Origin of the sequence: Mesorhizobium silamurunense (genome assembly GCF_014843825.1) — a bacterium.
GTDB lineage: Bacteria > Pseudomonadota > Alphaproteobacteria > Rhizobiales > Rhizobiaceae > Mesorhizobium > Mesorhizobium silamurunense.
The window spans coordinates 14,148-38,837 of sequence record NZ_JHQR01000269.1; the positions used below are offsets into that span (position 1 = coordinate 14,148).

Consider the following 24,690-nt stretch of genomic DNA (forward strand, 5'->3'; position numbering starts at 1 on the left):
GCCCGATGATAACGTTTCGTTAATCACCTTCACGGGCAGGCTCGGCAAAACCGGGGCGTCCGGCCTTTGACGGTGCCATTTAATCAAGGCTTCACCGCGCTTTGCTACCGGCTGCACCAAGGGATAGGTGAAATGCATCTGCTGTTCGCCACATCGATCGTGCCCGACGGCGCTCTCGCTTCGGGCTACGAGATTGCCAACGCCGCGATCATCGACGCGCTGCGGCGTGCCGGCGCGCGCGTCACGGTGATCGGCTTCAGCTGGCCGGGAAAGCCTGTCGCCGATCCTGAGAACACCATCGTGCTCGGCGCGATCGATGTGCGCACCGAGAGCGTCTCGCCACAGCAGAAGCTGGCCTGGGTGGCCAAGGCGATGCTGACCGGTCTCACCTTCGCCTCGGTCAAGCTGCGCGTCGTTTCCGATGCGGACGTGCGCGCCGCGATCGAACGCGCCGGCCCGTTCGATGGCTATGTCCTCAACTCCGTGCAATTTGCCGGCGCCTTTGAGGGCCTCTTCGGCGACCGGCGTTCGATCTTCGTCGCGCACAATGTCGAGCATCGCTCGGCCGAGGAGAACGCCGCGGCGACTGGCAGTGCCCTTCAACGCTGGCTGTTCCGGCGCGAGGCCAGGCTGCTCCAAGTCATGGAAGAGCGTCTCTGCCGCGCCGCGCGCTTCGTCTTCACGCTGGCCGAAGAGGACCGCGCAGCACTTGGTGTTGCCTCCGACGACCGTTCGGCCGTGCTGCCGCTGGTGACCCGCGCCGAAGCGCCGACGAAGAAGGGTCTGCGCCACATCGACTGCGATGCCGCGCTGATCGGTACCTGGACCTGGCAGCCCAACCGCATCGGCCTCGATTGGTTCTTGACCAAGGTCGTTCCGCATCTCAGGCCGGATTTCCGCATCAGGATCGCCGGCAACATGCCGTCGGGCGTGGCATCGACACATTCCGGCGTCCAGTTTGTCGGCAGGGTTCCGGATGCCCAGGCCTTCGTGCGCGGCGGCGCCGTCATTCCGCTGATCAGCACCGCCGGCAGCGGCGTGCAGTTGAAGACCATCGAGACCTTCGAGCTTGGCCTGCCTTCCGTCGCCACCGGCCGCTCCTTGCGCGGCATCGGCTATCGGCCGCAAAACTGTGTCGTTACCGACGATCCCGTCGCCTTCGCCTCGGCGCTCGAGGCGGCGGCAGCCGACGTGCGGGATGTCGACGGCAGCGCCTTCCATCGCCGGCAGGTGAGAGCGCTCGATGCCGCGATCGGGCTTGGGCTGGAGAAACTCGGCGCCGTCAGGCACGAGGTCGCTGCATGAACATGCATACCGCCCGCGCCGCCTTCGGTTTCGACACGCTGAGGAGGATCCTCGGCATCTCCGTGCTTGCCATCCGCTGGGACGAGGCGATAGCGCTGCTCTCGCGGCTGATCGCCGAGCGGCGCTTCACCAAGGTGAGCTTCCTCAACGCCCACAATGCCAACCTCGCCCACGGCGATCCGGTGTTTGCCGAAGCGCTCGATGACTTTCTCGTGCTGCCGGACGGTGTCGGCGTCGACATCGCCGCAAAGCTGCTCTACGGCGCGCCTTTCCCCGACAACCTCAACGGCACCGATTTCATCCCGGCTTTCCTGCAGGCATCGACGCGGCCGTTGACCGTGGCGTTGCTCGGCGCGACGCGGGTCAACGCCGAGGCGGCATCCGTCAAGCTGTCCGCGCTCGCCGTGCAGCACAAATTCGTCGTCATCCATGACGGGTATTTTTCCCCGGCCGACGAGCCGGCGATCGTCGAGCGCATCGCCAGGCTGCGGCCGGACATTCTGCTGGTCGCCATGGGTGTGCCGCGCCAGGAATTGTGGATCGCGCGCCATATCGATGCCCGCCATTGCACGCTGCCGATCGCAGTCGGCGCGCTGCTCGATTTCCTGAGCGGCACCGTGCCGCGCGCTCCGCTCTGGATGCGTCGCCTCAGGCTCGAATGGCTGTTTCGCCTGTGGATCGAACCCGGCCGCCTGTGGCGCCGTTACGTGGTCGGCAATCCGCTCTTCCTGTGGCGTGTCCTCAAGCAGAAATTATCGCACGGGCCGCGGCCAGCGGAGGCGCGCCGTTGAACAGCCGTTTCGTGCCCGATGCCGCCACCAGGATCGAGCCACTGCCGCGCACGCCTTCGGCGGCGGTCGTGACGGCGAGCTACGCGCCGGATTTCGAGCGCTGCCGGCTGCTGTGCGAAACCATAGACCGCCATGTGACCGGCGTCGCGCGCCACTACATCCTGGTCGAGCACCGCGACGCGGCGCTGTTTCGCCAGCTTGAGGGCAGCCGCCGCACGATCGTCGACGAACGGGATCTTTTGCCGCGCTGGCTGCGCGTCTTTGACGATCCGCTCAGCCTGTTTCACCGCCGCGTCTGGCTGAGTTTCAGAACCCAGCCGCTCCGCGGCTGGCACGTGCAGCAGCTTCGCCGCATCGCCATTGCCGCGCATGCCGGAGAGGACGTGCTCGTCTTTTGCGATTCCGACGTTGCCTTCCTCAAGCCGTTCGACGCGAGCGCCTTCTGGCGCGACGGCAAGGCGCGGCTGTTCCGGCGCGACGGCGTGCTGGCCGATGCCGGCCACGACGAGCATCGCATCTGGTCGCGCAATGCCGGCTCTGCGCTCGGCATCGAACCGGCGAAGCTTTCGACCCACGATTACATCTCGACCCTGATCGCCTGGCGCCGCGAGACCGTCAATGCGATGTGCGAGCGGATCGAAAAGATGCACGGCCGCGACTGGGTCAGCGTCATCGGCTCGGCGCGCAGATTCTCCGAATGCATGATCTATGGCCGATACGTCGACGACGTGCTGGAGGGCGCCGGCCATTTCCATGGTGCGGAGGAATTCTGCCGCGTCCACTGGAATGGCGAGGCGCTGTCGGACGAGGAATTCCGCCGCTTTGTCGACGCCATGGCGCCCGAGCAGGTGGCGATCGGCATGCAGTCCTTCATCGGCACCGATGTCGGCCGCATCCGCCGTTTGATCGGGCTTGATTAGGCTGCGCCGGGTTTCAGCTGGCCTCATCTGAATCTAGATCGCCTTCGCTGGACGCCGCATCGCCGAATAGGTCAGCAGCATCGAGGCGAGATAGAGCAGCAGGAAGACGATGTTGAGCGACAGCACCAGATCGGGCGTGTCGAGGATCGTCGTCAGCACGTAGGTCAGCAGCACCGCCTTCAAGCCGGCGAGCAGCCCGAGATTGATCGCCCGCACCGCGGTCTGGCCGCGCGCAAACAGAAGCTCGGCCTGGTATTCGACGAGATTACGCAGGCCCGGCACGCAGACCGCAAACGCCACCAGAGGCGCCGCCTCGGCAACGTTCCTGCCCAGCGCATTCGGGAAAAAGTGCAGCACGACGCCGAGCGACAGGAGCGCCAGCGTCGAGACCACGAACACGCCGCCTTCGATGCCGCTCTTGACCGCCAGCCGGGACAGGAGCTCGGGCGCACGCATCATGCGCTGCACCAGCATCATCGAGAAGGTGCGGATCGGAATTGCCGTGAGATCGACCAGCCGCATGATGATGGCATAGATACCGGCGAGATGCGGTCCGCCGATCGACAGCACCAACAGCTTGTCGAACTCCATCTGCAAATAGAACAGCACCTCCGACCCCGCCACATAGGCGGAATCGGCGAGCCGCCGGAAATAAAGCTCGGTGCGCAGCCTGAGCCGCTGGCGCGGGTAGAAGAAGGTGAAGGCGACGATCAGCGAAACGGCGTTGGCGCCGATATAAAACCACGACCAGACGCCGATGGTGCGTTGCGCGGCGAGCATGAACAGCACCGCGCCGATCGCCCTGAGCGCCGTCGCCAGGATTGCGAGCACCGCGGCGCGGCCGAACTTGCCAAGGCCGTTGTTGACGATCAGCACCACCTCGACCGGCCGCCACAGAAGTGCTTCGGCGAAGACGACCGCGGCAAAGACCGACAGCGGCACCGTGCTGGCGAAGAAGATCAGGTAGACGACATAGGACGCGGCGGCGAGGACCGGTAGCGAGGCCGCACCGAGGAGCAGGAAGCCGGCCGTGAAGGTGCCGATAAGATTGGGCCGGATCGTCGCGGTGCGGTAGAGCGCCGAGATGAAGCCGAAGGCAAGCACGCGCGACAGCATCACGCCCGCCGCGGAAGCGGTAGCGAACATGCCGAATTCGGCGATGGAAAGCGTGTTGGCCAAAGCCACGAAATAGGCAAGCGAGAACACCAGCCGCCCGCCGGCGCCGCTGATGGCCGAAAAATAGTCGAAAACCAGCTTCCGGCGCGCGGCCACAAAGTAGCCGATCCGCGCGAGCGTCCGCCTTTGCGGTATGTCGCTGGTCTGGGTCATGTGTCGATCAAAACTAGGACGGAAAGCTTAACGTGCCGTTCTGGCGGTTGCGCTGCCCCCTGCGCAGACGATGCAATCGGGACGAGAAACTGTGCGTTTCGAGGCCCAAAATTAACTTTTTATTTTCCATGCCTGTTTAGCGTGACTTAACGATTGGCCGACCGCCGCTCCCCAAGCCGCCAGAGAGTAAGTTCCAAGACATGGTCGACAGGGAAAACCGTGACGATTGGAGGCGCGAGCGCTCTTTGCTTGCGCTCGGCCAAGCCGTGCGCGGCGAGGACAGTTGCGACGCCTCGCTGGTCTCCATCGGCGACAAGGCCAACCCATCCTGGCGCGAGGATGCCGCCGCGCGCCATCGCGCCGCGCGCTTCGAGCGCGAAGGGCGGTCGAACGCGCAACCAGCAAACATAGACGAGCCCGATCAACCTCAGGTCGCTCCAATTTCTCAAACCATCCAGGCTCAGGACGACCGGGTAGAGCGCGAAGCCCATCCACAAATCGGAAAGCGTGAAGAGAGCCGTTCCCCCGAATATTCTTCGCAGGCTGCGTTCGAGCCGCGCTATGCGGAACCTCGCTACGCAAGCCGGCCGCTGCACGCCAGCGATCCCGACATACAGGAATGGAAGCCGCTGATCGACCCGATGCAGGTCATTCGCGGCATCACTCGCTCCAAGGCGCTGATCCTCTCGACGACGATCCTGGGCGCCGCGCTCGGCATTGCCGTCGCGCTGTCGTCGCCGAAGAAATATGAGGCCACCACCGAGGTCATCGTCGACCCGCGCGACCTCAAGCTCACCGATCGCGACCTGACGCAGAACGTGATCGCCTCGGATGCGACACTCGCCATCGTCGAGAACCAGGCCCGCATTCTTACTTCGGGTACGGTGCTCAACAAGGTCGTCACGGACCTCAACCTCACAAACGACCCCGAGTTCAACGGCCAGGGCAAGGGCGGCCTCGGCCTGATGTCGATGCTCCGCTCGATCCTGTCGCGGCAGGATGCGTCGGGGCCCGCCGACGAGGCGCGTCGGCGCGCATTGGCAGTCGGCAATCTGGCGGAGAGCCTGGACGTCGAGCGCGGCGGCAAGACCTTCGTCGTTTCGATAACCGCCACGACCGAAAGCCCCGACAAGTCGGCCCTGATCGCCAATACCATGAGGACTGCCTTCCAGCAGATCTCCAGCGACCTCCAGTCCAACACGGCGGGCCGCGCCACCGACGAACTTACGGCCAGACTCGACGAATTGCGCAAGGGCGTCGAGACGGCCGAGCGCAAGGTGGAGGATTTCAGGGCCACGCACGACCTTGTCGACGCGCAGGGTCATTTGATCAGCGACGACCAGATGCTCAAGCTCAACGAGCAGCTCTCCGTCGCCCGCGCCCGCACGCTGGAACTCAACGCCCGTGCCGCCTCGGCGCGCGCGCTGAACGTCAACGCGGTTCTCAACGGCACCTTGCCGGAAGAGATCAACTCCAACACGATGGGCGAGCTGCGTTCGCAATATGCGGCGCTGAAACAGGAGGCGGATCGGGCCGCGATCAAGTTCGGGCCGCGGCATCCGGAGCTGCAGGCGCTCAACGCCCAGCTTGCCGGCGCGCGCGAGCGCATCAGCGCCGAACTGCAGCGCATCGCGTCCTCGCTGCAGGTCGATCTGAAGCGCTCCGTCCAGCTCGAGCAGGACCTTGCGTCGCGTTTGGCGCAGGCCAAGGTGCAGAGCGGCGACGTCAACAACGACCTGGTTTCGCTGCGCGAGCTCGAGCGCGAGGCCGCCGCCAAGCGTTCGGTCTACGAGCAGTTCCTGCTGCGCGCCAAGGAAACCGGCGAGCAGAAGGACATCAACACCGCCAACATCAGCTTGATTTCAGAAGCCTCCCCGCCGCTCGAAGCCAAGGGGCCGTCACGCGCGATAACGGCGCTGGCCGGCCTGCTTGCCGGCTTTTTCGCCGGCATCGGCCTCGGCGCGCTGCGCGGCGTCTATGCCAGCCTGCGCGAGACGGCGGATACCCGCCCCCGCCGCAGCCCCGAAGAGCGTGCGCCGGCCTTCGAGGACAGGGCATATCAAGCGCCGCCGCCGAGCCCTACGCCACCCGCGTCCCCGCCGGTTGCACCGTTCACACCATCGCCTGTCCCCACCAATCATGCGGGCCGGCCGGGATTCTTCGGATCACTGGCTTCGTCGCTGCACGATTTCATGCTGCGCAGGTCGGACAAGCCAATCGGCGCCGATTCAGAGCAGTCCGCACGTGCCGGGAGCGCGCCGATATTGGATCGCAGCTTCGAGGCATCGCCCGCGCAAGGCTATTCCTATCGGCCGGACAGCCCGCGGCCTGCCGGATCATCCGACGATGCGTATTCCTCGTCGAACGCTTCTTCCCATTTGCAACCGCCGGTCGCCGAGATGCGCGAGCCCTCTGCCGACCAGCAGGGCCAGGTCGACGAGCTCCGGGCCAGCCTGCGCGAATTCCGCGAGGCGGTGCGCGACCTGACCGAGAGCCGCACGCGCCGCCGCTATTTCTAAAACGCCCCCTCTTCGATAAAAGCTGGCCTTCGATAGAAGCAGCCTCCGATAAAAGCAGCCGGTTTCGGGTTTACGGCATCCGACGACGTTTTGACGGGATTGCCCTGTCGAATTTTCGTGAAAATGCCGCGCTGCATTCGACCGCCCGCGCTCGGCGCCTGGCGGATCGCGATGCTGGATTGAGGATCAGGGCGGCGCGCGAGCGCGGCCGCGGAACAGTGTTGAAGGTGAATGATGGCCGAAGTGATCGACGGGAAGAGTGTCGCCGAAGACGTGGTTCAAAAGGTCAAGGCGCTGACCGCCGAGCTGTCGGCCAGGGGAGCGACAAGGCCTGGCCTTGCGGTGGTGATCGTCGGCGAGGATCCGGCGAGCCAGGTCTATGTCGCCTCGAAATCGCGCACGGCCAAGGAATGCGGCTTCCATTCGCTCCAGCACACGCTGCCGGCCGAGACGACTGAAGAGCAGCTGCTGAAGATCATCGGCGATCTCAACGCTGATCCGTCGATCCACGGCATCCTCGTGCAGCTGCCGCTTCCGGGCCATATCGATGCCGGCAAGGTCATCCAGACGATCGCGCCGGAGAAGGATGTCGACGGCTTCCATTTCATCAATGTCGGCAAGCTCGGCACCGGCGAGCTCGAGACGGCCTTCGTGCCCTGCACGCCGGCAGGCTCGATGCTGCTGATCGAGCGCGTGCGCGGCAAGGACCTTTCCGGTCTCAATGCCGTCGTCGTCGGCCGCTCCAACATCGTCGGCAAGCCGATGGCCAATCTGCTGCTCGCCGCCAACTGTACCGTCACCGTCGCCCATAGCCGCACGAAAGACCTGCCGGCACTGGCCCGCACCGCCGACATCCTGGTCGCCGCCGTCGGTCGCCCGGAAATGGTCAAGGGCGACTGGGTGAAGCCCGGCGCCACCGTCATCGATGTCGGCATCAACCGCATCCCCGCGCCCGAGAAAGGCGAAGGCAAGTCGCGGCTGGTCGGCGACGTGGCCTATGCCGAGGCGGCGAAGGCTGCCGGCGCCATCACGCCGGTCCCCGGCGGCGTCGGACCGATGACCATTGCCATGCTGATGGCCAACACTGTAGCTTCCGCCTACCTCGCGGCCGGATTGAAGCGGCCGTCCTTCTGATCAGAAAGCAGCATCCTTGCCGAATCTTACCGCTCCTGTTGAACGGCCGGTCATGGGCGATCCCGTTCAGGGCGGGCGGCAGTTCGGTTTCCTGCTGGTCGACAAATTCTCGATGTTCTCGCTGGCCGCGGCGATCGATTGCTTCCGCTCGGCCAACCGTCTGCTGGGCCGTGATTTCTACGGCTGGACGACGATATCGGCGGATGGCGACGCGGTCATGGCCTCCAACGGCCTGCCGCTGAAGATCGACTATTCCGTCGCCGACATGCCGCCGGTCGATATTCTGTTCGTGTCGGTCGGGCTGACCACCGAATTCCCCGGCAAGAGCAAGGTGCTGGCGGCGCTGCGCAGCTGGGGCCGGCGCGGCAATGCGCTCGGCGCGCTGTCGGTCGGCTCCTACCTGCTGGCAGAGGCCGGGCAGCTCGACGGCTATCGCTGCACCATCCATTGGGAAAATCGCGCCGGCTTCATGGAGCGCTTTCCCGATATCAATTGCACTGGCAACGTCTTCGAGATCGACCGCAAGCGCTACACCTGCGCCGGCGGCACCACCTCGATCGACCTGATGCTGGAGATCGTGCGCGGCGATTTCGGCTCCAACCTCGCCAATGGCGTGGCCAACCAGTTCCAACACGAGCGCATCCGCTCGGCCGGCGACCGCCAGCGCGTCGGCCCCGAGCGCGACCTCACCGGCAAATCCGAGAAGCTCAGGCGCATCGTCGAGCTGATGGCGGATCATCTCGACGAGCCTCTGTCGGCGGTGCAGCTTGCCAAGTCGGCGGGCCTGTCGGTGCGCCAGGTCGAGCGGCTGTTCCTGCGCCATCTCAATGTGACGCCGGGCCGTTATTACATGCGGCTCAGGCTTGAGCGGGCGCGCGAATTGCTGCGCCAGACCAACATGCCGATCCTCGACGTGGCGATCGCCACCGGCTTCACCTCGCACTCCTATTTCGCGCAAAGCTATCGGCTGCAATTCGGCCGCCCGCCGTCGGAAGAGCGTCGCACCACATACTAAAACTCCAAGCCTCCGCGAGCGAGCCTGAGCAGGAAGCGGCGCCTGCAGGCTTGTGCCGCGACGCCGCCTCAAATAGTTTTCCCGACGCGGACAGGGGGCTCACTCAGGAGATTTTCATGGCGGGACTGGCACGGAGCGTCGCTGCGGCGATCCTCCTTTTGTCGACGACCACGTTTGGCTTTGCCGCCAACAAGGTCATCATCATTCTCGATGCATCGGGCTCCATGTGGGCCCAGATCGACGGCAAGCCGAAGCTCGAGATCGCGCGCGAATCGCTGCGCACCGTGCTGCAGTCGGTGCCGGCCGACGACGAGATCGGCTTCATGGCCTATGGCCATCGCCAGAAGGGCAGCTGCGAGGACATCGAGCTGATCGTGCCGCCGCAGGCCGGTTCGGCGAGCGCGATTTCGGCCGCCGCCGACAGCATGAAATTCCTCGGCAAGACGCCGCTGACGGCGGCCGTCAAGCAGGCTGCCGAGGCGCTGAAATACACCGAGGACAAGGCGACCGTCGTCCTCATCACCGATGGGCTGGAGACCTGCGGCGGCGATCCGTGCGCGCTCGGCAAGGAGCTGAAGGAAACCGGCGTCGACTTCACCGCCGACGTCGTCGGCTTCGGTCTGACCGCCGACGAAGGCAAGCAGATCGCCTGCCTCGCCGAAAACACCGGCGGCAAATACATCCAGGCCTCCGACGAGAAGGCGCTGCAGCAAGCGCTGGTCGAGACCGTGGCAGTGCCGGCTCCCGCGCCTGAACCCGCTCCTGCCCCCGCGCCGGCGCCCTCACCCGCCAAGTCTGAATTCAATTTCACGCCGAGCGTGGTCATGGCCGAAGGCGGCGATCCGATCACCGATGGCAATGCCTGGGAGATTTATAAAGCCGCGGCCGACGGCACACGCGGCGATCAGGTCATGACAGAGCATGGCGAGCTCAAGACCAATCTCGATCCGGGCGACTATATCGTTGTCGGCCGTGACGACGAGGCAAGGAGCGAGCAGAAGATCAAGATAGAGGCTGGCAAGACCTACGACCCGCTGTTCACGCTGAACGGCGGCACTCTGGTCATCCATCCGCATGCCAGCCAGGGCTCGGAGATCAGCGGCGAGGCGCGTGTCGACTTCGCCTATCCGGGCGGCAGCACAACCCACTATGGTGATGCCAAAGCCACCGTGCCCGCGGGCGAGCAGAAAGTGACGGTCCAGATCGGTGCCGGCACGGTGACCGAGACCGTCCAGCTTGCCGCCGGGCAGACCGTGGAGAAGGACATCGTCGTCGGCGTCGGCCATGCCATGCTCAATGCCTATTACACCGCCGGCGGCGACAAGGCCGACAGTTCCGGCATCGGCTTCGAGATCGTCAAGGCAAAGAAGAAGATCGACGGCTCGCGCGAGAGCGTGGAGCATTCCTACGGGCCTGACAGCAAGTTCTGGCTGCCGCCGGACGACTACGTCGCGCTCACCACGCTCGATCTCTCCGTTGTCGAGCAGCCCTTCAGCATCAAGGCCGGCGACAATCAGGACGTGAAGGTGGCGCTCGACGCCGGCGTGCTGGCGATGTCGGCGCCCGGCGCCTATTCGATCGAGGTGTTCTCGTCGAAGAAGGACATAGAAGGCAAGCGCAAGTCGCTGGGCTTAAGCTATGGCGACAGCTGGCAGCAGACGATTCCGGCCGGCGACTATGTCGTCGTGCGTCACGCCTCCGACCAGGGCCAGGACAAGGAAACACCGGTGACGATCAAGGCCGGCGAGCGGACCGAGGTCACCGTTCAGTAGGCATCGCGGTCCGCGAATAGACGAAAAAGGGCGGCTCCGAGCCGCCCTTTTTCGTGAGGCACGTTGGGGGAAGACGTCAGGCGTTTGCGAAGGCGGCGGCGCCGTGGTCGGCGCGGCCGACCAGTTGGCGGAACCCGGCGAACAGCTCGCGGCCGAAGCCGAACTCGTTGCCGATGAGATCGGCATCGGCCGTGCGGCGCAGCGCGAATTCCGTCCCCGGCACCAGCACTTCCAGCGTGCCGGCATCGGCGTCAAGGCGGATGATGTCGCCGTCGTGGATCCTGGCGATCGGCCCGTCCTCGACCGCTTCCGGCGTCACATGGATCGCCGCCGGCACCTTGCCGGAGGCGCCGGACATGCGCCCGTCCGTCACCAGCGCGACGCGCTGGCCGCGGTCCTGCAGGATGCCGAGCACGGTGGTCAGCTTGTGCAGTTCCGGCATGCCGTTGGCCTTCGGCCCCTGGAAGCGGATGACGGCGACGAAGTCGCCGGTGAGCGTGCCGGCCTTGAAGGCATCGTTCAGTCCCTGCTGGCTGTCAAACACCTTAGCCGGCGCCTCGATGACCCGCCGCTCGGGCTTGACGGCCGAGGTTTTGATGACCGCATGGCCGAGATTGCCGGCAAGCACTTTTAGGCCGCCGGTCGGCTGGAAAGCCTTCTTGAACGGTGCCAGTACCTTCTCGTCGCCGCTCTCCAGCGGCGCCGCTTCACGCACGACGCTGCCGTCGGCGCCGAGCCTGGCCTCGACGGCATAGGGCCGCAGGCCTTCGCCCCACACCGTCTGCACGTCCTCGTGCAGGATGCCTTCGTCGAGCAGCTCGCGGATCAGGAAACCGAGCCCGCCGGCGGCATGGAAATGGTTCACGTCGGCAAGTCCGTTCGGATAGACGCGTGCGAGCAGCGGCACGGCCTCCGACAGGTCGGAAATGTCCTGCCAGGTGAGAGCGATGCCAGCCGCCGCGGCCATCGCGATCAGGTGGATGGTGTGATTGGTCGAACCGCCGGTGGCGTGCAGGCCGACCACGCCGTTGACGATCGAGCGCTCGTCGATCATGCGCCCGACCGGCGTATAGGCATTGCCGAGCGCGGTGATCGCCAGCGCGCGCTTCGCCGCTTCCTTCGTCAGCGCGTCGCGCAGCGGCGTGCCCGGATTGACGAAGGAGGCGCCGGGCGTGTGCAGGCCCATGATCTCCATCAGCATCTGGTTGGAATTGGCGGTGCCGTAGAAGGTGCAGGTGCCCGGACCGTGGTAGGATTTGGACTCGGCCTCCAGCAGTTCGGCCCGTCCCACCTTGCCCTCGGCATAGAGTTGGCGGACCTTGGCCTTCTCGTCGTTCGGGATGCCCGTGGTCATTGGTCCGGCGGGGATGAAGACCGCCGGCAGGTGCCCGAAGGTGAGTGCTGCGATCACCAGCCCCGGCACGATCTTGTCGCAGACGCCGAGGAAGACGGCGGCGTCGAACATGTTGTGCGAGAGGCCGATCGCGGCCGCCATGGCGATCACGTCGCGCGAGAACAGCGACAGTTCCATGCCGGGCTGGCCTTGCGTGACGCCATCGCACATTGCCGGCACGCCGCCGGCGACCTGGGCGATGCCGCCGGCCTCGCGCGCCGCTTCCTTGATCAGCGCCGGAAAGGTCTCGAAGGGCTGATGCGCCGACAACATGTCGTTGTAGGAGGTGATGATACCGAGGTTGGGCACGCGGTCGCCGCCGAGCGCGACCTTCTCCGACGGGCTGCAGACGGCAAAGCCGTGGGCCAGGTTGCCGCAGGACAGCACCGCGCGGTTGGCGGCGCGGCCTGATCCCTCCGCGATGCGGCCGAGATAGGCCTCGCGGCCGGCTTTCGAGCGTTGGCGGATGCGTTCCGTGATGGCTTCGATGTCGCGTCTGGCTGTCATGGCTTGTCCTTTCGAGCCCCGGAAACGTCCTCCCATAGCCTCCGGGGCTGTTCCTTTGGTGAAATCAGGGTGCCCAGAACACCTCTACCGGTATCGGCGCTGCCTCGAGCACGTTGCGGATGGGCTTCTTCATGCCCGCTCCCATCGCGCCGTCGAAGGCAATGCGCTTGTCCTCTCCCTCGATGTGGAGCGCGATGAAGCCGGCGGCAACGATCCGCGCCATCGACAGGGTCAGCCGCGGCTCGCCGCCGCTCGGCGCATGCACCGGCAGCACGATCCGTCGCGAGGAGGGGTCGAGCAATTCAGCGAGGTTGCCGGCATCGGGAAAGAACGAGGCCGTGTGGCCGTCGCCACCCATGCCGAGCACGACGACGTCCAGCGGCCAGGCCAATGACCGCAGGGCCTCGCTGTCCGAAGCGGCTGCGTCCTCGATGCTCGCCGCCTCATGATAGAGCGGCACGAAGCGCGCTGCCGCTGCCTTGTTCTGGAGCAGGTTGGCGGCCACCAGCCCGGCATTCGAGCGCGGCGAGGTGGGCGGCACGAAACGCTCGTCGACCAGCGTCACCGTGACCTTGTCCCAGGCGATCGGTATGGCGGACAGCGCGGCGAAGAATTTTGCCGGCGTCGTCCCGCCGGAGACCGCGAGCAGACCCGTGCCGCGCTTGTCGATCGCTTTGGTCAACCGCGCGGCGACTTGGCCGGCAAGTGCTGCCGCCAGCTGCTGGCGGTCGGCAAAGCCGTTCCAGGCGTAGGCGGCGCCGCTCAATTGCTCTCGTGCCATGTCCGTCCGTCACGTTCGATGAGCGCGATGGAGGCCGAGGGGCCCCAGGTGCCGGCCGTATAGCCCTGCGCTTCCTGCCTGGCGCTTTCCCAGGCGTTCTGGATCGGGTCGATCCATTTCCAGGCCGCCTCGACTTCGTCACGTCGCATGAACAGCGTCTGATTGCCGCGCACCACATCCATGATCAGCCGCTCATAGGCGTCCGGCGCCCGGCCCTGGAAGGACTGCGCGAAGCTCATATCGAGCGAAATCTGGCGCAGCCGCATGCCGCCCGGCCCCGGATCCTTGATCATGATGTACTGCTTGACGCCTTCGTCCGGCTGCAGGCGGATGACCAGCTGATTGGCGAAGATCGGACCGGCGCTGTCGCCGAAGATCGAATAGGGGATCGGCTTGAACTCGATGACGATCTCCGAAACGCGGGTCGCCAGCCGCTTGCCGGTCCTGAGATAGAAGGGAACGCCGGCCCAACGCCAGTTGCCGATCTCGGCCTTTACTGCGACGAAGGTCTCGGTGTTGCTGTCCTTGCCGAGTTCCTCGACATAGCCTTTGACGGCTCCGCCTGCCGAGGCGCCGGCGCGATACTGACCGCGCACGGTGTGCTTGGGCGCCTCGTTGCCGTTGATGCGCTTCAATGCCCTCAGCACCTTCAGCTTCTCGTCGCGTACCGCGTCTGCGTCCATCGACGATGGCGTTTCCATGGCAACCAGGCAAAGCAGCTGCAGGATGTGGTTCTGCACCATGTCGCGCAGCGCGCCGGCCTTGTCGTAATAGGTGACGCGGTCCTCGAGACCCACGGTTTCGGCCACCGTGATTTGCACATGATCGATATGCGCGGAATTCCACAACGGCTCGTAGAGCGCATTGGCAAAGCGCAGCGCCATCAGGTTCTGCACCGTTTCCTTGCCGAGATAGTGATCGATGCGGAAGATCTGGCTTTCGTGGAAATCATCGCCAACCGCGTCGTTGAGCGCCCGCGCCGAGGTGAGATCCCGCCCGATCGGCTTCTCCAGCACGATGCGCGAGTTCGGCGTGATCAGCCTGTGCTCTTTGAGCTGGTGCGAGATGTCGCCGAACAGGGCCGGCGCCACCGCCAGATAGAAGGCGCGGATGCGGTCGCTGTCGCCGATCGCCTTCTTGAGCTTGTCGAAGCCGGCGCCGGTGGTCGCGTCGGCCGAGACGTAGGAAAGCCGCGCCAGGAAGGTCTCGAGCTCCTTGGCATCGACGTCGGCCTGCTTCACGTGCTCGGATATCGCCTTCTTAGCGAAGGTCTGAAACTCGGCGTCGGTCATTTTCGCGCGCGACGTGCCGATGATGCGCGTCGGCTCGGAGAATTGCTGGCCGCGCTGGCGATGGTAGAGCGAGGGCAGAAGCTTGCGTTCCGACAGGTCGCCGGTGCCGCCGAAGATGATGAAGTCGAAGGGATCGACGGGAATGATCTGGCTGGTCATGGTCAGTCCGATTTGATGCCGGTCGCGGTAGCGCAGCTGGTATATTCTAATCGATTTAAATTTTCCAGTGCCATGGTGTCACATCCAGGACCAACCTCTTGCCATTGATTGGGTCCACATGTGTCCTTGACACTGGCGCTACCGGCAGGCTTGTCGGCAAACGATGGCTTTCCGGCAGCGTTCGCGCCTGCAACATAGAACGTGAATGTGACGAAAGCTAAGGGAGAATGGCGGCAGCCGCCCTCCTCGAGACGGGATGATCGCAATGAGCGGGAAAACCATGCGTCTGGAAAACAAGGTGGCCATCATCACCGGCGCGGCGTCGGGATTCGGCGAGGGCATGGCGAAGCGCTTCGCTGAAGAGGGCGCGCGTGTCGTGGTCGCCGACCTCAACGCCAAAGGCGCCGAGCGGGTGGCGGAGGAAATCGGCGACAGCGCGATCTGGACCCAAACCGACGTGTCGCAGCGCTCCGAATTCGACGAGATGGTCTATGCCGCCAAGAGCGCCTTCGGCCGCGTCGACATCATGGTCAACAACGCCGGTTATACCCATCGCAACGGCGACATGCTGGGTGTCGACGAGGAAACCTTCGACCTGATCACCGCCGTCAACATGAAGGCGATCTATCATGCCGCCCTTGCCGTTGTGCCGATCATGGACCGGCAGGGCGGCGGCGTCATCCTCACCACGGCCTCGACGGCCGGCATCAGGCCGCGGCCGGGCCTCACCTGGTATAACGCCTCCAAGGGATGGGCGATCACCGCCACCAAGTCGATGGCGGTCGAGCTCGCGCCGAAGAACATCCGCGTCAATTGCCTCTGCCCGGTCGCGGGCGAGACCGGCATGCTGGAGAAGTTCATGGGCGCCGACACGCCGGAGATCCGCGAGAAGTTCCGCGCCTCGATCCCGCTCGGCCGGCTCTCGACGCCGCTCGACATCGCCAATGCGGCGCTCTGGCTGGCTTCGGACGAGGCGGCCTTCATCACCGGCGTGGCGCTGGAGGTCGACGGCGGGCGCTGCATCTGAATTGACGTTGCGGCGGCAGGCCGCCAACGATGTCTGGATCAGGCGCCAGTCTTGACGTAGCTTTTGTAGATCCAGCCGCGCTTGCCGTTATAGACGATCTCGCACCATTTCTTGCAGCTTAGCACTTGCACGGAAGTTTTAGCGGGCACGGTGAGCATGGCGGCCGCCTTCTGTTTTGGACCTGCTCGCATTGTCACTGCCCGCAGGATACGTCCGTTGGCGACCGCGCTTACCTTTTCAGGGTCAGGCTTGGCCTGGTCCTCGGTTGCTGCCGTCTGATCGTCGAGAGCCTGCGGTTTTGTTGCCGATATGGCGGCGGTCTGGGAGCCGTCCATCTTGTCGTCCGCCTTTTTCTCCGTGGTCGGCGGATCATTTGTCGCAGCGGGAGCGGCCACCTTGGACAAGGCGCTCGAAGCATCATTCGCCGGCGCGGATTCGGCGAAGGCCGCAACGGCCGGCTTGTCGCTCTGCGTCGCCGGCTTATCCGCGGCCTGAGCGGACGAGGCCGGCGGAGCATCTGCCGCAGCAGGCGCAGGCTCACCACCCGTGCCGTTCCAGCGGGGGTTGTTGGATGCCAGCGCCGGAATGGTGGCTTCTCGGGCTGCAGTCACGGGCGAAACCGCATCGGCCTTGCGCGCGGCTTGCGGCGCGGCGACACTGATGGCGCTCGCCGCGGCCGGGGCGATTTTCTTCGTCTTGACTGGCATCGCGGGCACGGTCTGCTCCGCGCTTGCGATCGCCTGCCGTTCATTGGCCGGCAGGGCCAGCCAAAGCGCCACCGCCGCCACGCCAAGCAGCGCCGCGGTGCCGACGGCCGCTATCACCAGATGCGCGTTCGACTGCAGACCCTGCCAGAACGAGGGCCGCATGTCATAGCCAAACTGCACCGCGAAGCGCCGTCGTTCCGGCGCACCGAAACTGAAGGGCTCGTACACTAAACCACCTCCAACTAACGGGCCGACGTTCTTTCGATCTTGCCGCAATATTTCGCGGTTGATCGGCATCGGTCCCGAAATTCCAGCGGGCAGGCCCGCGCAAATCCCCGTGCTATCGCCCAGAACCGGCATCTTTTGCCGCCGATTATGGCATCAGTGCGCCTTTTTTCGAAATTCTGCGCGTTCATTAAGGATTCTGCAACGTGCCGCTAGGGAAGCGGCCCTGTCGAATCAACGGCTTTTGCCGATGTCCGGCCTCAAATCCTGTCGCGCAGCGCGAACCAGTTGAGCGCCAGAAACAGCAGCGGCGCGCGAAAACGACGGCCACCCGGGAAAGCGGGAATCTTCAGGTCCTCGATAAGCTTCAGCCGGTCGCGGTTGCCGGCGATCGTTTCGGCATAGAGCTTGCCGAAGAAGTTCGCGAGCATGACCCCGTGTCCGGAATAGCCGCCCATCGAGATCACGTTCGGCATCACCTCGCGCACGAACGGTTTCCTCGGCACGGTGATGCCGACATAGCCGCCCCAGCCATGGGTGATCTCGACATCCTTTAGCGCCGGAAAGAGCTCGGCGATCTGCCGGCGGATGTGGATATGGATGTCCTTCGGATCGTTGACGGCATAGACCTCGCGACCGCCGAACAAAAGCCGGCCGTCCTTCGACTTGCGGAAATAGCGCACGACGAAACGGGAATCGTCCACCGACTCGCCACCCGGCAGCACCTTGGACTGAGCGTCGAGCGGCACGGTCGCGCCGATGAAGGAGCCGATCGGCATGATATGCGCGGCGCTGACGGGCTCCAGATTGCCGCCATAGGCGTTGACCGCGACCAGGCATTTCTCGGCTGTGATGGTGCCCTTGGGCGTCGTGACCCTCACCCTGCCGCCAGCGGAAACAATGCCGGTCGAGGGCGTCCGCTCGAACAGATGCGCGCCGGCCGCGGCGGCCACTTTTGCCGTGCCGATCACCAGCTTCAGCGGGTGGATATGCCCGGTGCCGGTGTCGCGCGTGCCGCCGAAATAGCGCGTCGAGCCCAGACGCTCGGCGGTCTCGCCGGCATCCGTGAAGGAGATGTGCGGATAACCGAAGCGGCTCCCCATGATCTCGGCATGGGCCTTGTAGTCGTCGACATAGCGCCTCTTATGCGCTACCGACAATTGGCCGGGCATGTAGTCGATCTCGATCCGGTTGGCCGTCGCGAAATCGAGAAGATGCGTCTTGGCCTCTTCCGCGAGATCGAACAGCGCCTTGGCTCGTGAAAACCCGTATTCGGTCTCGAGTTCCTCAGCCCAGGCGCGCTGGCCGGTGCCGAGCTGGCCGCCATTGCGCCCCGATGCGCCGTCGCCAAAGCGGTAGGCATCGATGAGCACGACATCTGTGCCGGCCTTGGCAAGATGCGCCGCTGCCGAAAGGCCGGTGAAGCCTCCACCGACGATGACAACGTCGCACGTCCGATCGCCATCGAGCGAGGGATACTCGGGGCGGGGCCCGGCCGTATCCTCATACCAGGAACGGCCGGGGGAAATGGGGGATTGGTAGGGCATGAGAACGCCAGTGAATGGTGAATGGCTTTGCGAAGGCGCACTGGCCGCGTTCACCCGTCCAATATGAAACTACTCACCATTCACTATTCACCATTCACGCGACGAAGTCGCCGCTCACACATTCAACAACAGATACTCCCGCTCCCACGGGCTGATCACTTCCATAAAGGTCTCGAACTCGGCCCGTTTGATCGCGGCATAGGTGGCGGCGAAGGACTTGCCGAGGATCGCGCCCAGTTCCTTGTCCGCCTCGAACAGGTCGACGGCTTCAAGCAGGCTGCGCGGCAAGTCGATCTCGTCTTCGTTGGCGGTGGTCAGCACCGGTGCGGAAGCCTTGGCCTTGCTGACCATGCCGATCAGCCCGCAGGCAAGCGAAGCGGCCAGCGCCAGATAGGGATTGGCGTCCGACGACGGGATGCGGTTTTCGACGCGCCGCGCCGCCGGATCGGAGCGCGGCACGCGGAAGGCCGTGGTGCGGTTGTCGTAGCCCCATTTGTTGTTGACCGGCGCCGAGGCCGCCTGGGTCAGCCGGCGGTAGGAATTGACATAGGGTGCCAGCATCACCAGCGCGTTCGGCACATGTTTCTGCATGCCGCCGATGAAATGGAAGAACGCGTCGGTCTCGGAGCCGTCCTCGGCCGAGAAGATGTTCCTGCCGGTCTTCTTGTTGATGACCGACTGGTGGATATGCATGGCCGAGCCGGGCTGGCCCTGGATGGGCTTGGCCATGAAGGTGGCATAAATCTCGTGCTTCAGCGCCGCTTCGCGGATGGTCCGCTTGAACATGAAGACCTGGTCGGCGAGCTCGATCGGATCGCCGTGGCGCAGATTGATCTCGAGCTGGCCGGCACCCTCCTCGTGGATCAGCGTGTCGATCTCCAGGCCCTGCCGCTCGGAGAAATGGTAGATGTCGTCGATCAGTTCGTCGAACTCGTTGACGCCGGCGATCGAATAGCCGGCGCCGCCGCCGATCGGCCGCCCCGAGCGTCCGACGGGCGGCGTCAGCGGATAGTCCGGGTCGGGGTTCTTGCGCACCAGATAGAATTCGATCTCGGGTGCCACCACGGGCCTGAGGCCGCGCTCGTCATAGGCGGCCAGCACGCGCTTCAGCACATTGCGCGGCGTGAATTCCACCGAGCGGCCGTCCTGGTGGACGAGGTCGCAGATCACGGCGGCCGTCGGGTCTTCTTCCCAGGGCACGACGGTCAGCGTCGAAAGGTCGGGCAAAAGCTTCAGGTCGCCGTCGTCCTCCGGATAGTGGAAGCCGTTGCCGTCTTCGGGATAGCCGCCGGAGATCGTCGTCATGAACACCGCCGAAGGCAGCGCCAGCGATGTGTTGGAGGTGAATTTCTTCGACGGCATCATCTTGCCGCGGGCAACGCCGGCCTGGTCCGGCGTGATGCATTCGATGTCCTCGATGCCGCGCCACTCCAGCCAGGCGCTGGCTTCCTTCCAGTTCTTCACACCGCGTTCGTTTTTCAGGAAGGCAGGCATGCGGGCGCGTCCCCCCCGGCTCGACGGACGGACTCCCTTTTTTTCAGGCGGCATCATTCACCAGATTGTGTTGCGGATTTCGAAGTATAGCCGGGCGCTATAGGGGAAGGGAAGGGGAGGCCCAGGGGTTCGTCGCACCGAAGCGCCGTCCGTCTTGTCGCTGGCGGCACGGCGCAACAAAGTCTAGATGAGCCTATCCACAAAGGGTCTGCACATGTCCGCTCCACGTTTGACCACGATCGGCTTCGACGCCGACGACACGCTGTGGCAGAACGAGCAGTTCTTCCGCATGACCGAGAAGCGCTTCGCTGCCTTGCTGGCCGAACACGGCGATCATGAGCATATCGCTGCAAGGCTGCTCGAGGCGGAAAGGCGCAACCTCGCCCTCTACGGCTTCGGCATCAAAGGCTTTACCCTGTCGATGATCGAGACGGCCGTTGCGATTACCAACGGTGAAGTCCCAGGTTCGGTCATCGGCGAAATTCTGGCTGCCGGCCGCGAGATGCTCAGCCACCCGATCGAGCCGCTGCCGCATGCGCGCGAGACGGTCGAAAAGCTTGCGGGTTCCTACCATCTGGTGCTGATCACCAAGGGCGACCTCTTCGATCAGGAACGCAAGCTCGCGCAGTCGGGAATGGGCGATCTCTTCGATGCCGTCGAGATCGTCAGCGACAAGAGCGCCGCCACCTATGCCCGCATCTTCAGCCGCCATGGCGACGGTCCGCAAAACAGCATGATGGTCGGTAACTCGCTCAAGTCGGACGTGGTGCCGGCCATCGAGGCCGGCGGCTGGGGCATCCATGTGCCGCACGAATTTACCTGGGCTGTGGAGCATGCCGAGGCGCCCGTCGCGGCGCCGCGTTTTCGCGAGATATCAGATCTCGGCGATTTGCCGGCGCTGGTCGAGGCCATCGCCAAAGCAGGGTGAATCCGTTCGGTCTAGCCGCGGCCGACCAGGCGATCGATCACCGGTTGCAGTCTCTCGGGCGTGATCGGCTTGGCAACCACGGTGTCCACGAGGCTCGACAGGCCGAGGCTGTCTGGCGTGCCATTCCTGGTTGAGAGCAGGATCACGGCGGGCAGCGCCTTGCCGGAAGCGCGCCGCAGCGCATCGATGCCGGACAACAGCCTGTCGCAGTCCTTGTCGTCCGGCCCGCCGTCCAGGATCACTACGCCGGGCACCAGGCCGGCCAGGGCTTTCTCGGCCGTATCGGGCGACTCCGAAATCGGCTTCAGCCCGGATTTCTCCACGATCTTCGACACCACGACCCGGTTGATCGACGATTTGCCGACCACAAGCACCTTGGAGAAGTCCGCCGGCAGCCGCGCTGCCGCGCCACGCTCCGCCGGTTTTATTGGTTTTCGAGGATCGTCACGATTGGTGGGGCACATGGCGGGCGGGCGCTCTGGTTCAATGCAGGGTTGAAACCTGAGCGCAATTGGCGCGAGATCGCCAGCGGTGTCAAGCAGAAATAGTCGAAGACGACAATATAACAAGAAAGGCTAATATTCGTCGTAAGTCCTACGCCTTATCACGGATTGAAATTCGAAAAAAAGCGATAGTCTCCCGAACGTATAGCGCACGGGAGACACTCGCGGAGATTGTTTGACGTAACGTCAACTGTGGCTCTGGTGGGTGACGATCACTGGGATCAAAAGATCACCCCAGTTGCCGTCCCCGCCATGGTGCCTGGCGGAGCGCACCAGTTCCACGGACACGCCTGCCTCGACCGCCTTCATCACAGACTGGTTGAGCCTGTGCAGGTCGTTGGCCAGCATGCGGATCGTCGCCTGCTGATCGACGCTCATTGCGCTCGACTGTTCTTCTGCCCGTTCCTTGACGCGGCTTATCGATGCCATTGCTGTTCTCCTCGACGTAAGTGCCCTTCGGGCGTTTCCTCTGGTGTTGTCGTCACTCGGCCGCCGGCCTGAATTGGGCGTGCTCGGTCGATTCATGCATGGCGGTGGTCGAAGACTGACCGCCGGTGATCGCCATCGATACGGCGTCGAAATAGCCAGTGCCGACTTCGCGCTGATGCTTGGTCGCGGTATAGCCATGGGCCTCCGCCGCGAACTCGGCCTCCTGCAGTTCCGAATAGGCCGCCATCTGGCGATCCTTGTAGCCGCGCGCCAGTTCGAACATGCCGAAGTTCAACTGGTGGAAGCCGGCCAGCGTGATGAACTGGAACTTGTAGCCCATGGCGCCGAGTTCCTTCTGGAACTTCGCGATGGTCGCGTCGTCCAGGTTCTTTTTCCAGTTGAACGATGGCGAGCAATTGTATGCGAGCAGCTTGCCGGGATGATGCTTGCGCACGCCTTCGGCGAACTTCTTTGCCTGCTCAAGATCGGGTTTCGAGGTCTCGCACCAGATCAAATCCGCATGCGGCGCGTAGGCGACAGCGCGCGCGATGCATGGCTCGATGCCGTTCCTGACATGGTAGAAGCCCTCGACCGTGCGGCCGGCGTCATAGTCGACGAAAGGCCGGTCGCGCTCGTCGATATCCGAGGTGAGCAGCTTTGCCGCCTCCGCGTCGGTGCGCGCCACCACCAGTGTCGGCGTGCCCATCACGTCCGCCGCAAGCCGGGCCGCGTTGAGGTTGCGGATATGGGCCGCGGTCGGGATCAGCACCTTGCCCCCGAGATGGCCGCACTTCTTCTCCGACGCCAGCTGGTCCTCGTAATGGACGCCTGCCGCGCCGGCCTCGATGAAGGCCTTCATGATCTCGAACGCGTTGAGCGGCCCACCGAAGCCGGCTTCGGCGTCGGCGACGATCGGCGCGAACCAGGTGTCGACCGAAAGCCCCTTGCCTTCGGACGTCTCGATCTGGTCGGCGCGCTGCAGCGTGCGGTTGATGCGCTTGACCAGCTCCGGCGCTGCATTGGCCGGATAGAGCGACTGGTCCGGATACATGGCGGACGCGGTGTTGGCGTCGGCCGCGACCTGCCAGCCCGATAGATAGATCGCCTTCAAGCCCGCTCTGACCTGCTGCATGGCCTGGTTGCCCGACATGGCACCGAGCGCGTTGACGAAGTCTTCTTCATGGATGAGCTTCCACAGCCGATTCGCACCATTTTCGGCAAGCGTCTGGCGAATCTGGACCGAGCCGCGCAGCCGCTTCACGTCCTCCGGCGAGTAGGGCCGCTCAATGCCGTCGAAACGGCCTTCCGGCGCGGACGGGACGAGGTTGTAAAAATCGGTCATCGGTTGCTCCAGATCGGTTCTGCTTGTTCGGATGGCGCGTTCTGGGAAGGTATCCGGCGCCGTAGACGTGTGACATCATTTACATTGCGACGCAAAATGGGCCAGAAAAACCGGAGATTTTCGGGTAAAATAAGGGAAAACCTGTATTGCGTTTGACAGGTTGGTGCTGTAAATTTGTCACGATTGTAAAGGAGTGGCTCCCGCAGATCGCACCATTTCGTGTAAAATCTTGTCAAGGATAGCTGATTGGCCGACCAGAAAATCTTCGCCGGGCCGCGCATCCGCCGGCTTCGCAACGCCAAGGGCCTGACCCAGACGGCGATGGCCGAAGGGCTGGGCATCTCGCCGTCCTACCTCAACCTCATCGAGCGCAACCAGCGGCCGCTGACGGTGCAGCTGATCCTCAAGCTGGCGTCCGTCTACAAGATCGACCCGCACGAATTGCAAGGCGAGACCAAAGGGTCGATCGCCGCGCTTAAGGAAGTGTTCGGCGATCCGTTGCTGGCCGGCGAGCTGCCGGGCGACCAGGAGCTGATCGATCTCGCCGAGATTGCTCCGAACGCTTCCGCCGCGATGGTGAAATTGTTTCGCGCTTATCGTGAGCAGGCCGAGCGGCTGTCGGATCTCAATGAGCTTCTGGCGCGGGAGGGCAGGGCAACCTCATTGTCCAGCACGCGCCTGCCTGTCGATGAAGTCCACGAGACCTTCGAGCGTCGGCCGAACCATTTCACCGCGCTGGAGGAGGAAGCCGAAGCCTTCATTTCGCTGCTCGATCCCGGCGACGACCTGTTCGGCGCGCTGAAGGCGTGGCTGAGGCGAGAGCACGGCATCGTGGTCAAGGTGCTGCCGGTCGCCACCATGCCGAACTGGCGCAGGCGCTACGATCGCCATTCGCAACGCCTGTTCCTGTCCGAGCGGCTGTCTCCCTTCGATCAGTTGCGCGAGGTCGCCATGGAGGCGAGCCTGATGCGCATGACGGTGGCCGTGGCGAGCGAGATCCAGGCGCTGAAGCTCGGCACCGACGAGGCGCGCCGGCTCGCCCGCTTCGAGCTCGGCCGCTATGCCGCACATGCGTTGATGATGCCCTATCCGGCCTTTCATGCGGCAGCGATGCGCGCCCGCTACGATATCGACGTTCTGCGTTCCCGTTTCGGCGTGTCCTTCGAACAGGCAGCGAACCGCCTGACCATGCTGCAGCGGCCTGGCGCGGCGGGCGTGCCGTTCTTCATGCTGGAGGTCGACAATGCCGGCAACCGCTTCCGCAAGGCGGGCAGCCAGGGCTATCCGCAAAGCCGTTTCGGCGGCGCCTGCCCGAAGCTTCCTGTCCATGCGGCCTTTTCGCAGCCCGGGCGGATTCTGGTCGAGGCGGTGGAAATGCCGGACGGCGCCGAGTTCCTTTGCATCGCCCGCACGCTCGAAGGGCCGCAAGGCGCATTCTCCGAGCGGCCGCGGCGCACGGCACTTCTGCTTGGCTGCGATATCGCCTTTCGCGACGAGATCGTCTACGGCGCGGCGCTGCCGGGACCGTCGGCCGGCAAGGCCGCGCAAGGCACGGCATTCGCGACGCCGGT

20 protein-coding genes are annotated in these 24,690 nt (G+C 64.5%); 10 read left to right on the top strand and 10 right to left on the bottom strand.

Annotation, left to right across the window (positions count from 1 at the left end; genetic code table 11):
- Nucleotides 1–132 precede the first annotated feature (132 nt).
- From DH10_RS27895 to DH10_RS27905, 3 genes are read left to right on the top strand one after another with little or no spacing between them, the layout of a single operon-like run.
- Nucleotides 133–1,305, top strand: a complete 1,173-nt coding sequence (locus DH10_RS27895; RefSeq protein ID WP_192247292.1) for a glycosyltransferase — start codon at nt 133–135, stop codon at nt 1,303–1,305.
- On the top strand, nt 1,302–2,096 hold the full coding sequence (locus DH10_RS27900; protein ID WP_192247290.1) for a WecB/TagA/CpsF family glycosyltransferase: 795 nt from the start codon (nt 1,302–1,304) through the stop codon (nt 2,094–2,096). Before DH10_RS27895 ends, DH10_RS27900 begins: the two co-directional genes overlap by 4 nt.
- Nucleotides 2,093–3,016 carry a DUF6492 family protein gene (locus tag DH10_RS27905; RefSeq protein ID WP_192247288.1) on the top strand — a complete coding sequence of 308 codons (924 nt, stop codon included), beginning with the start codon at nt 2,093–2,095 and terminating at the stop codon, nt 3,014–3,016. The genes DH10_RS27900 and DH10_RS27905 overlap by 4 nt, the downstream gene beginning before the upstream one ends.
- Before the next feature lie 33 nt (nt 3,017–3,049).
- Here DH10_RS27905 and DH10_RS27910 read toward each other — a convergent pair whose 3' ends face one another.
- A complete protein-coding gene (locus DH10_RS27910) occupies nt 3,050–4,345 on the bottom strand; it encodes a lipopolysaccharide biosynthesis protein (RefSeq protein ID WP_192247286.1) in 1,296 nt (431 codons plus the stop codon).
- Nucleotides 4,346–4,545: 200 nt separating this feature from the next.
- Between DH10_RS27910 and DH10_RS27915 the strand changes: the two genes are divergently transcribed.
- The 4 genes from DH10_RS27915 to DH10_RS27930 all read left to right on the top strand — a co-directional run bounded on the left by DH10_RS27915 (nt 4,546) and on the right by DH10_RS27930 (nt 10,785).
- Complete coding sequence (locus DH10_RS27915; protein WP_192385577.1) at nt 4,546–6,864, top strand: GumC family protein; 2,319 nt, start codon at nt 4,546–4,548, stop codon at nt 6,862–6,864.
- Between the two features lie 234 nt (nt 6,865–7,098).
- Complete coding sequence (folD, locus tag DH10_RS27920) at nt 7,099–7,998, top strand: bifunctional methylenetetrahydrofolate dehydrogenase/methenyltetrahydrofolate cyclohydrolase FolD (RefSeq protein WP_192247282.1); 900 nt, start codon at nt 7,099–7,101, stop codon at nt 7,996–7,998.
- Nucleotides 7,999–8,050: 52 nt separating this feature from the next.
- Nucleotides 8,051–9,013, top strand: a complete 963-nt coding sequence (locus DH10_RS27925) for a GlxA family transcriptional regulator (protein WP_095814808.1) — start codon at nt 8,051–8,053, stop codon at nt 9,011–9,013.
- Nucleotides 9,014–9,129: 116 nt separating this feature from the next.
- The gene (locus tag DH10_RS27930) at nt 9,130–10,785 is read left to right on the top strand and encodes a vWA domain-containing protein (RefSeq protein WP_192385578.1); all 1,656 of its coding nucleotides are present in this window, start codon (nt 9,130–9,132) and stop codon (nt 10,783–10,785) included.
- A 76-nt stretch (nt 10,786–10,861) separates the two neighbouring features.
- Here DH10_RS27930 and edd read toward each other — a convergent pair whose 3' ends face one another.
- The 3 genes from edd to zwf all read right to left on the bottom strand — a co-directional run bounded on the left by edd (nt 10,862) and on the right by zwf (nt 14,917).
- Nucleotides 10,862–12,685, bottom strand: a complete 1,824-nt coding sequence (edd, locus tag DH10_RS27935) for a phosphogluconate dehydratase (protein WP_192247278.1) — start codon at nt 12,683–12,685, stop codon at nt 10,862–10,864.
- Nucleotides 12,686–12,749: 64 nt separating this feature from the next.
- Entirely contained in the window at nt 12,750–13,466 is a 717-nt protein-coding gene (gene pgl, locus DH10_RS27940; protein ID WP_192247276.1) for a 6-phosphogluconolactonase, read from the bottom strand.
- A complete protein-coding gene (zwf, locus tag DH10_RS27945) occupies nt 13,448–14,917 on the bottom strand; it encodes a glucose-6-phosphate dehydrogenase (RefSeq protein ID WP_192247274.1) in 1,470 nt (489 codons plus the stop codon). The genes pgl and zwf overlap by 19 nt, the downstream gene beginning before the upstream one ends.
- A gap of 280 nt (nt 14,918–15,197) precedes the next feature.
- Here zwf and DH10_RS27950 point away from each other — a divergent pair, with 280 nt between their 5' ends.
- Entirely contained in the window at nt 15,198–15,944 is a 747-nt protein-coding gene (locus tag DH10_RS27950) for an SDR family oxidoreductase (protein ID WP_192247321.1), read from the top strand.
- Between the two features lie 38 nt (nt 15,945–15,982).
- Here the strand turns inward: DH10_RS27950 and DH10_RS27955 are convergent, their stop codons facing one another.
- The 3 genes from DH10_RS27955 to DH10_RS27965 form a co-directional block, all read right to left on the bottom strand.
- Nucleotides 15,983–16,948 carry an SH3 domain-containing protein gene (locus tag DH10_RS27955; protein WP_210325077.1) on the bottom strand — a complete coding sequence of 322 codons (966 nt, stop codon included), beginning with the start codon at nt 16,946–16,948 and terminating at the stop codon, nt 15,983–15,985.
- Between the two features lie 188 nt (nt 16,949–17,136).
- Nucleotides 17,137–18,423, bottom strand: coding sequence for an NAD(P)/FAD-dependent oxidoreductase (locus DH10_RS27960; RefSeq protein WP_192247272.1), 1,287 nt, complete (start codon nt 18,421–18,423; stop codon nt 17,137–17,139).
- A 114-nt stretch (nt 18,424–18,537) separates the two neighbouring features.
- A complete protein-coding gene (locus DH10_RS27965; RefSeq protein WP_192247270.1) occupies nt 18,538–19,974 on the bottom strand; it encodes a glutamine synthetase family protein in 1,437 nt (478 codons plus the stop codon).
- A gap of 157 nt (nt 19,975–20,131) precedes the next feature.
- On the opposite strand from DH10_RS27965, the gene DH10_RS27970 reads away from it, so the two are divergent.
- Nucleotides 20,132–20,845: an HAD family hydrolase gene (locus DH10_RS27970; RefSeq protein ID WP_192247268.1), complete on the top strand. Its 714-nt coding sequence runs from the start codon at nt 20,132–20,134 to the stop codon at nt 20,843–20,845.
- 11 nt (nt 20,846–20,856) lie between these two features.
- On the opposite strand, the gene DH10_RS27975 is transcribed toward DH10_RS27970, so the two are convergent.
- The 3 genes from DH10_RS27975 to aceA form a co-directional block, all read right to left on the bottom strand.
- Nucleotides 20,857–21,309, bottom strand: coding sequence for a DNA-binding transcriptional response regulator (locus tag DH10_RS27975; RefSeq protein WP_246506045.1), 453 nt, complete (start codon nt 21,307–21,309; stop codon nt 20,857–20,859).
- Between the two features lie 225 nt (nt 21,310–21,534).
- Nucleotides 21,535–21,777, bottom strand: a complete 243-nt coding sequence (locus DH10_RS27980; protein ID WP_127858903.1) for an SMc00767 family acetate metabolism repressor — start codon at nt 21,775–21,777, stop codon at nt 21,535–21,537.
- A gap of 52 nt (nt 21,778–21,829) precedes the next feature.
- Nucleotides 21,830–23,119: an isocitrate lyase gene (gene aceA / locus DH10_RS27985; RefSeq protein WP_192247266.1), complete on the bottom strand. Its 1,290-nt coding sequence runs from the start codon at nt 23,117–23,119 to the stop codon at nt 21,830–21,832.
- A 246-nt stretch (nt 23,120–23,365) separates the two neighbouring features.
- Here aceA and DH10_RS27990 point away from each other — a divergent pair.
- A partial coding sequence (locus DH10_RS27990) for a helix-turn-helix domain-containing protein (protein ID WP_192385579.1) occupies nt 23,366–24,690 on the top strand: 1,325 nt, incomplete at its 3' end.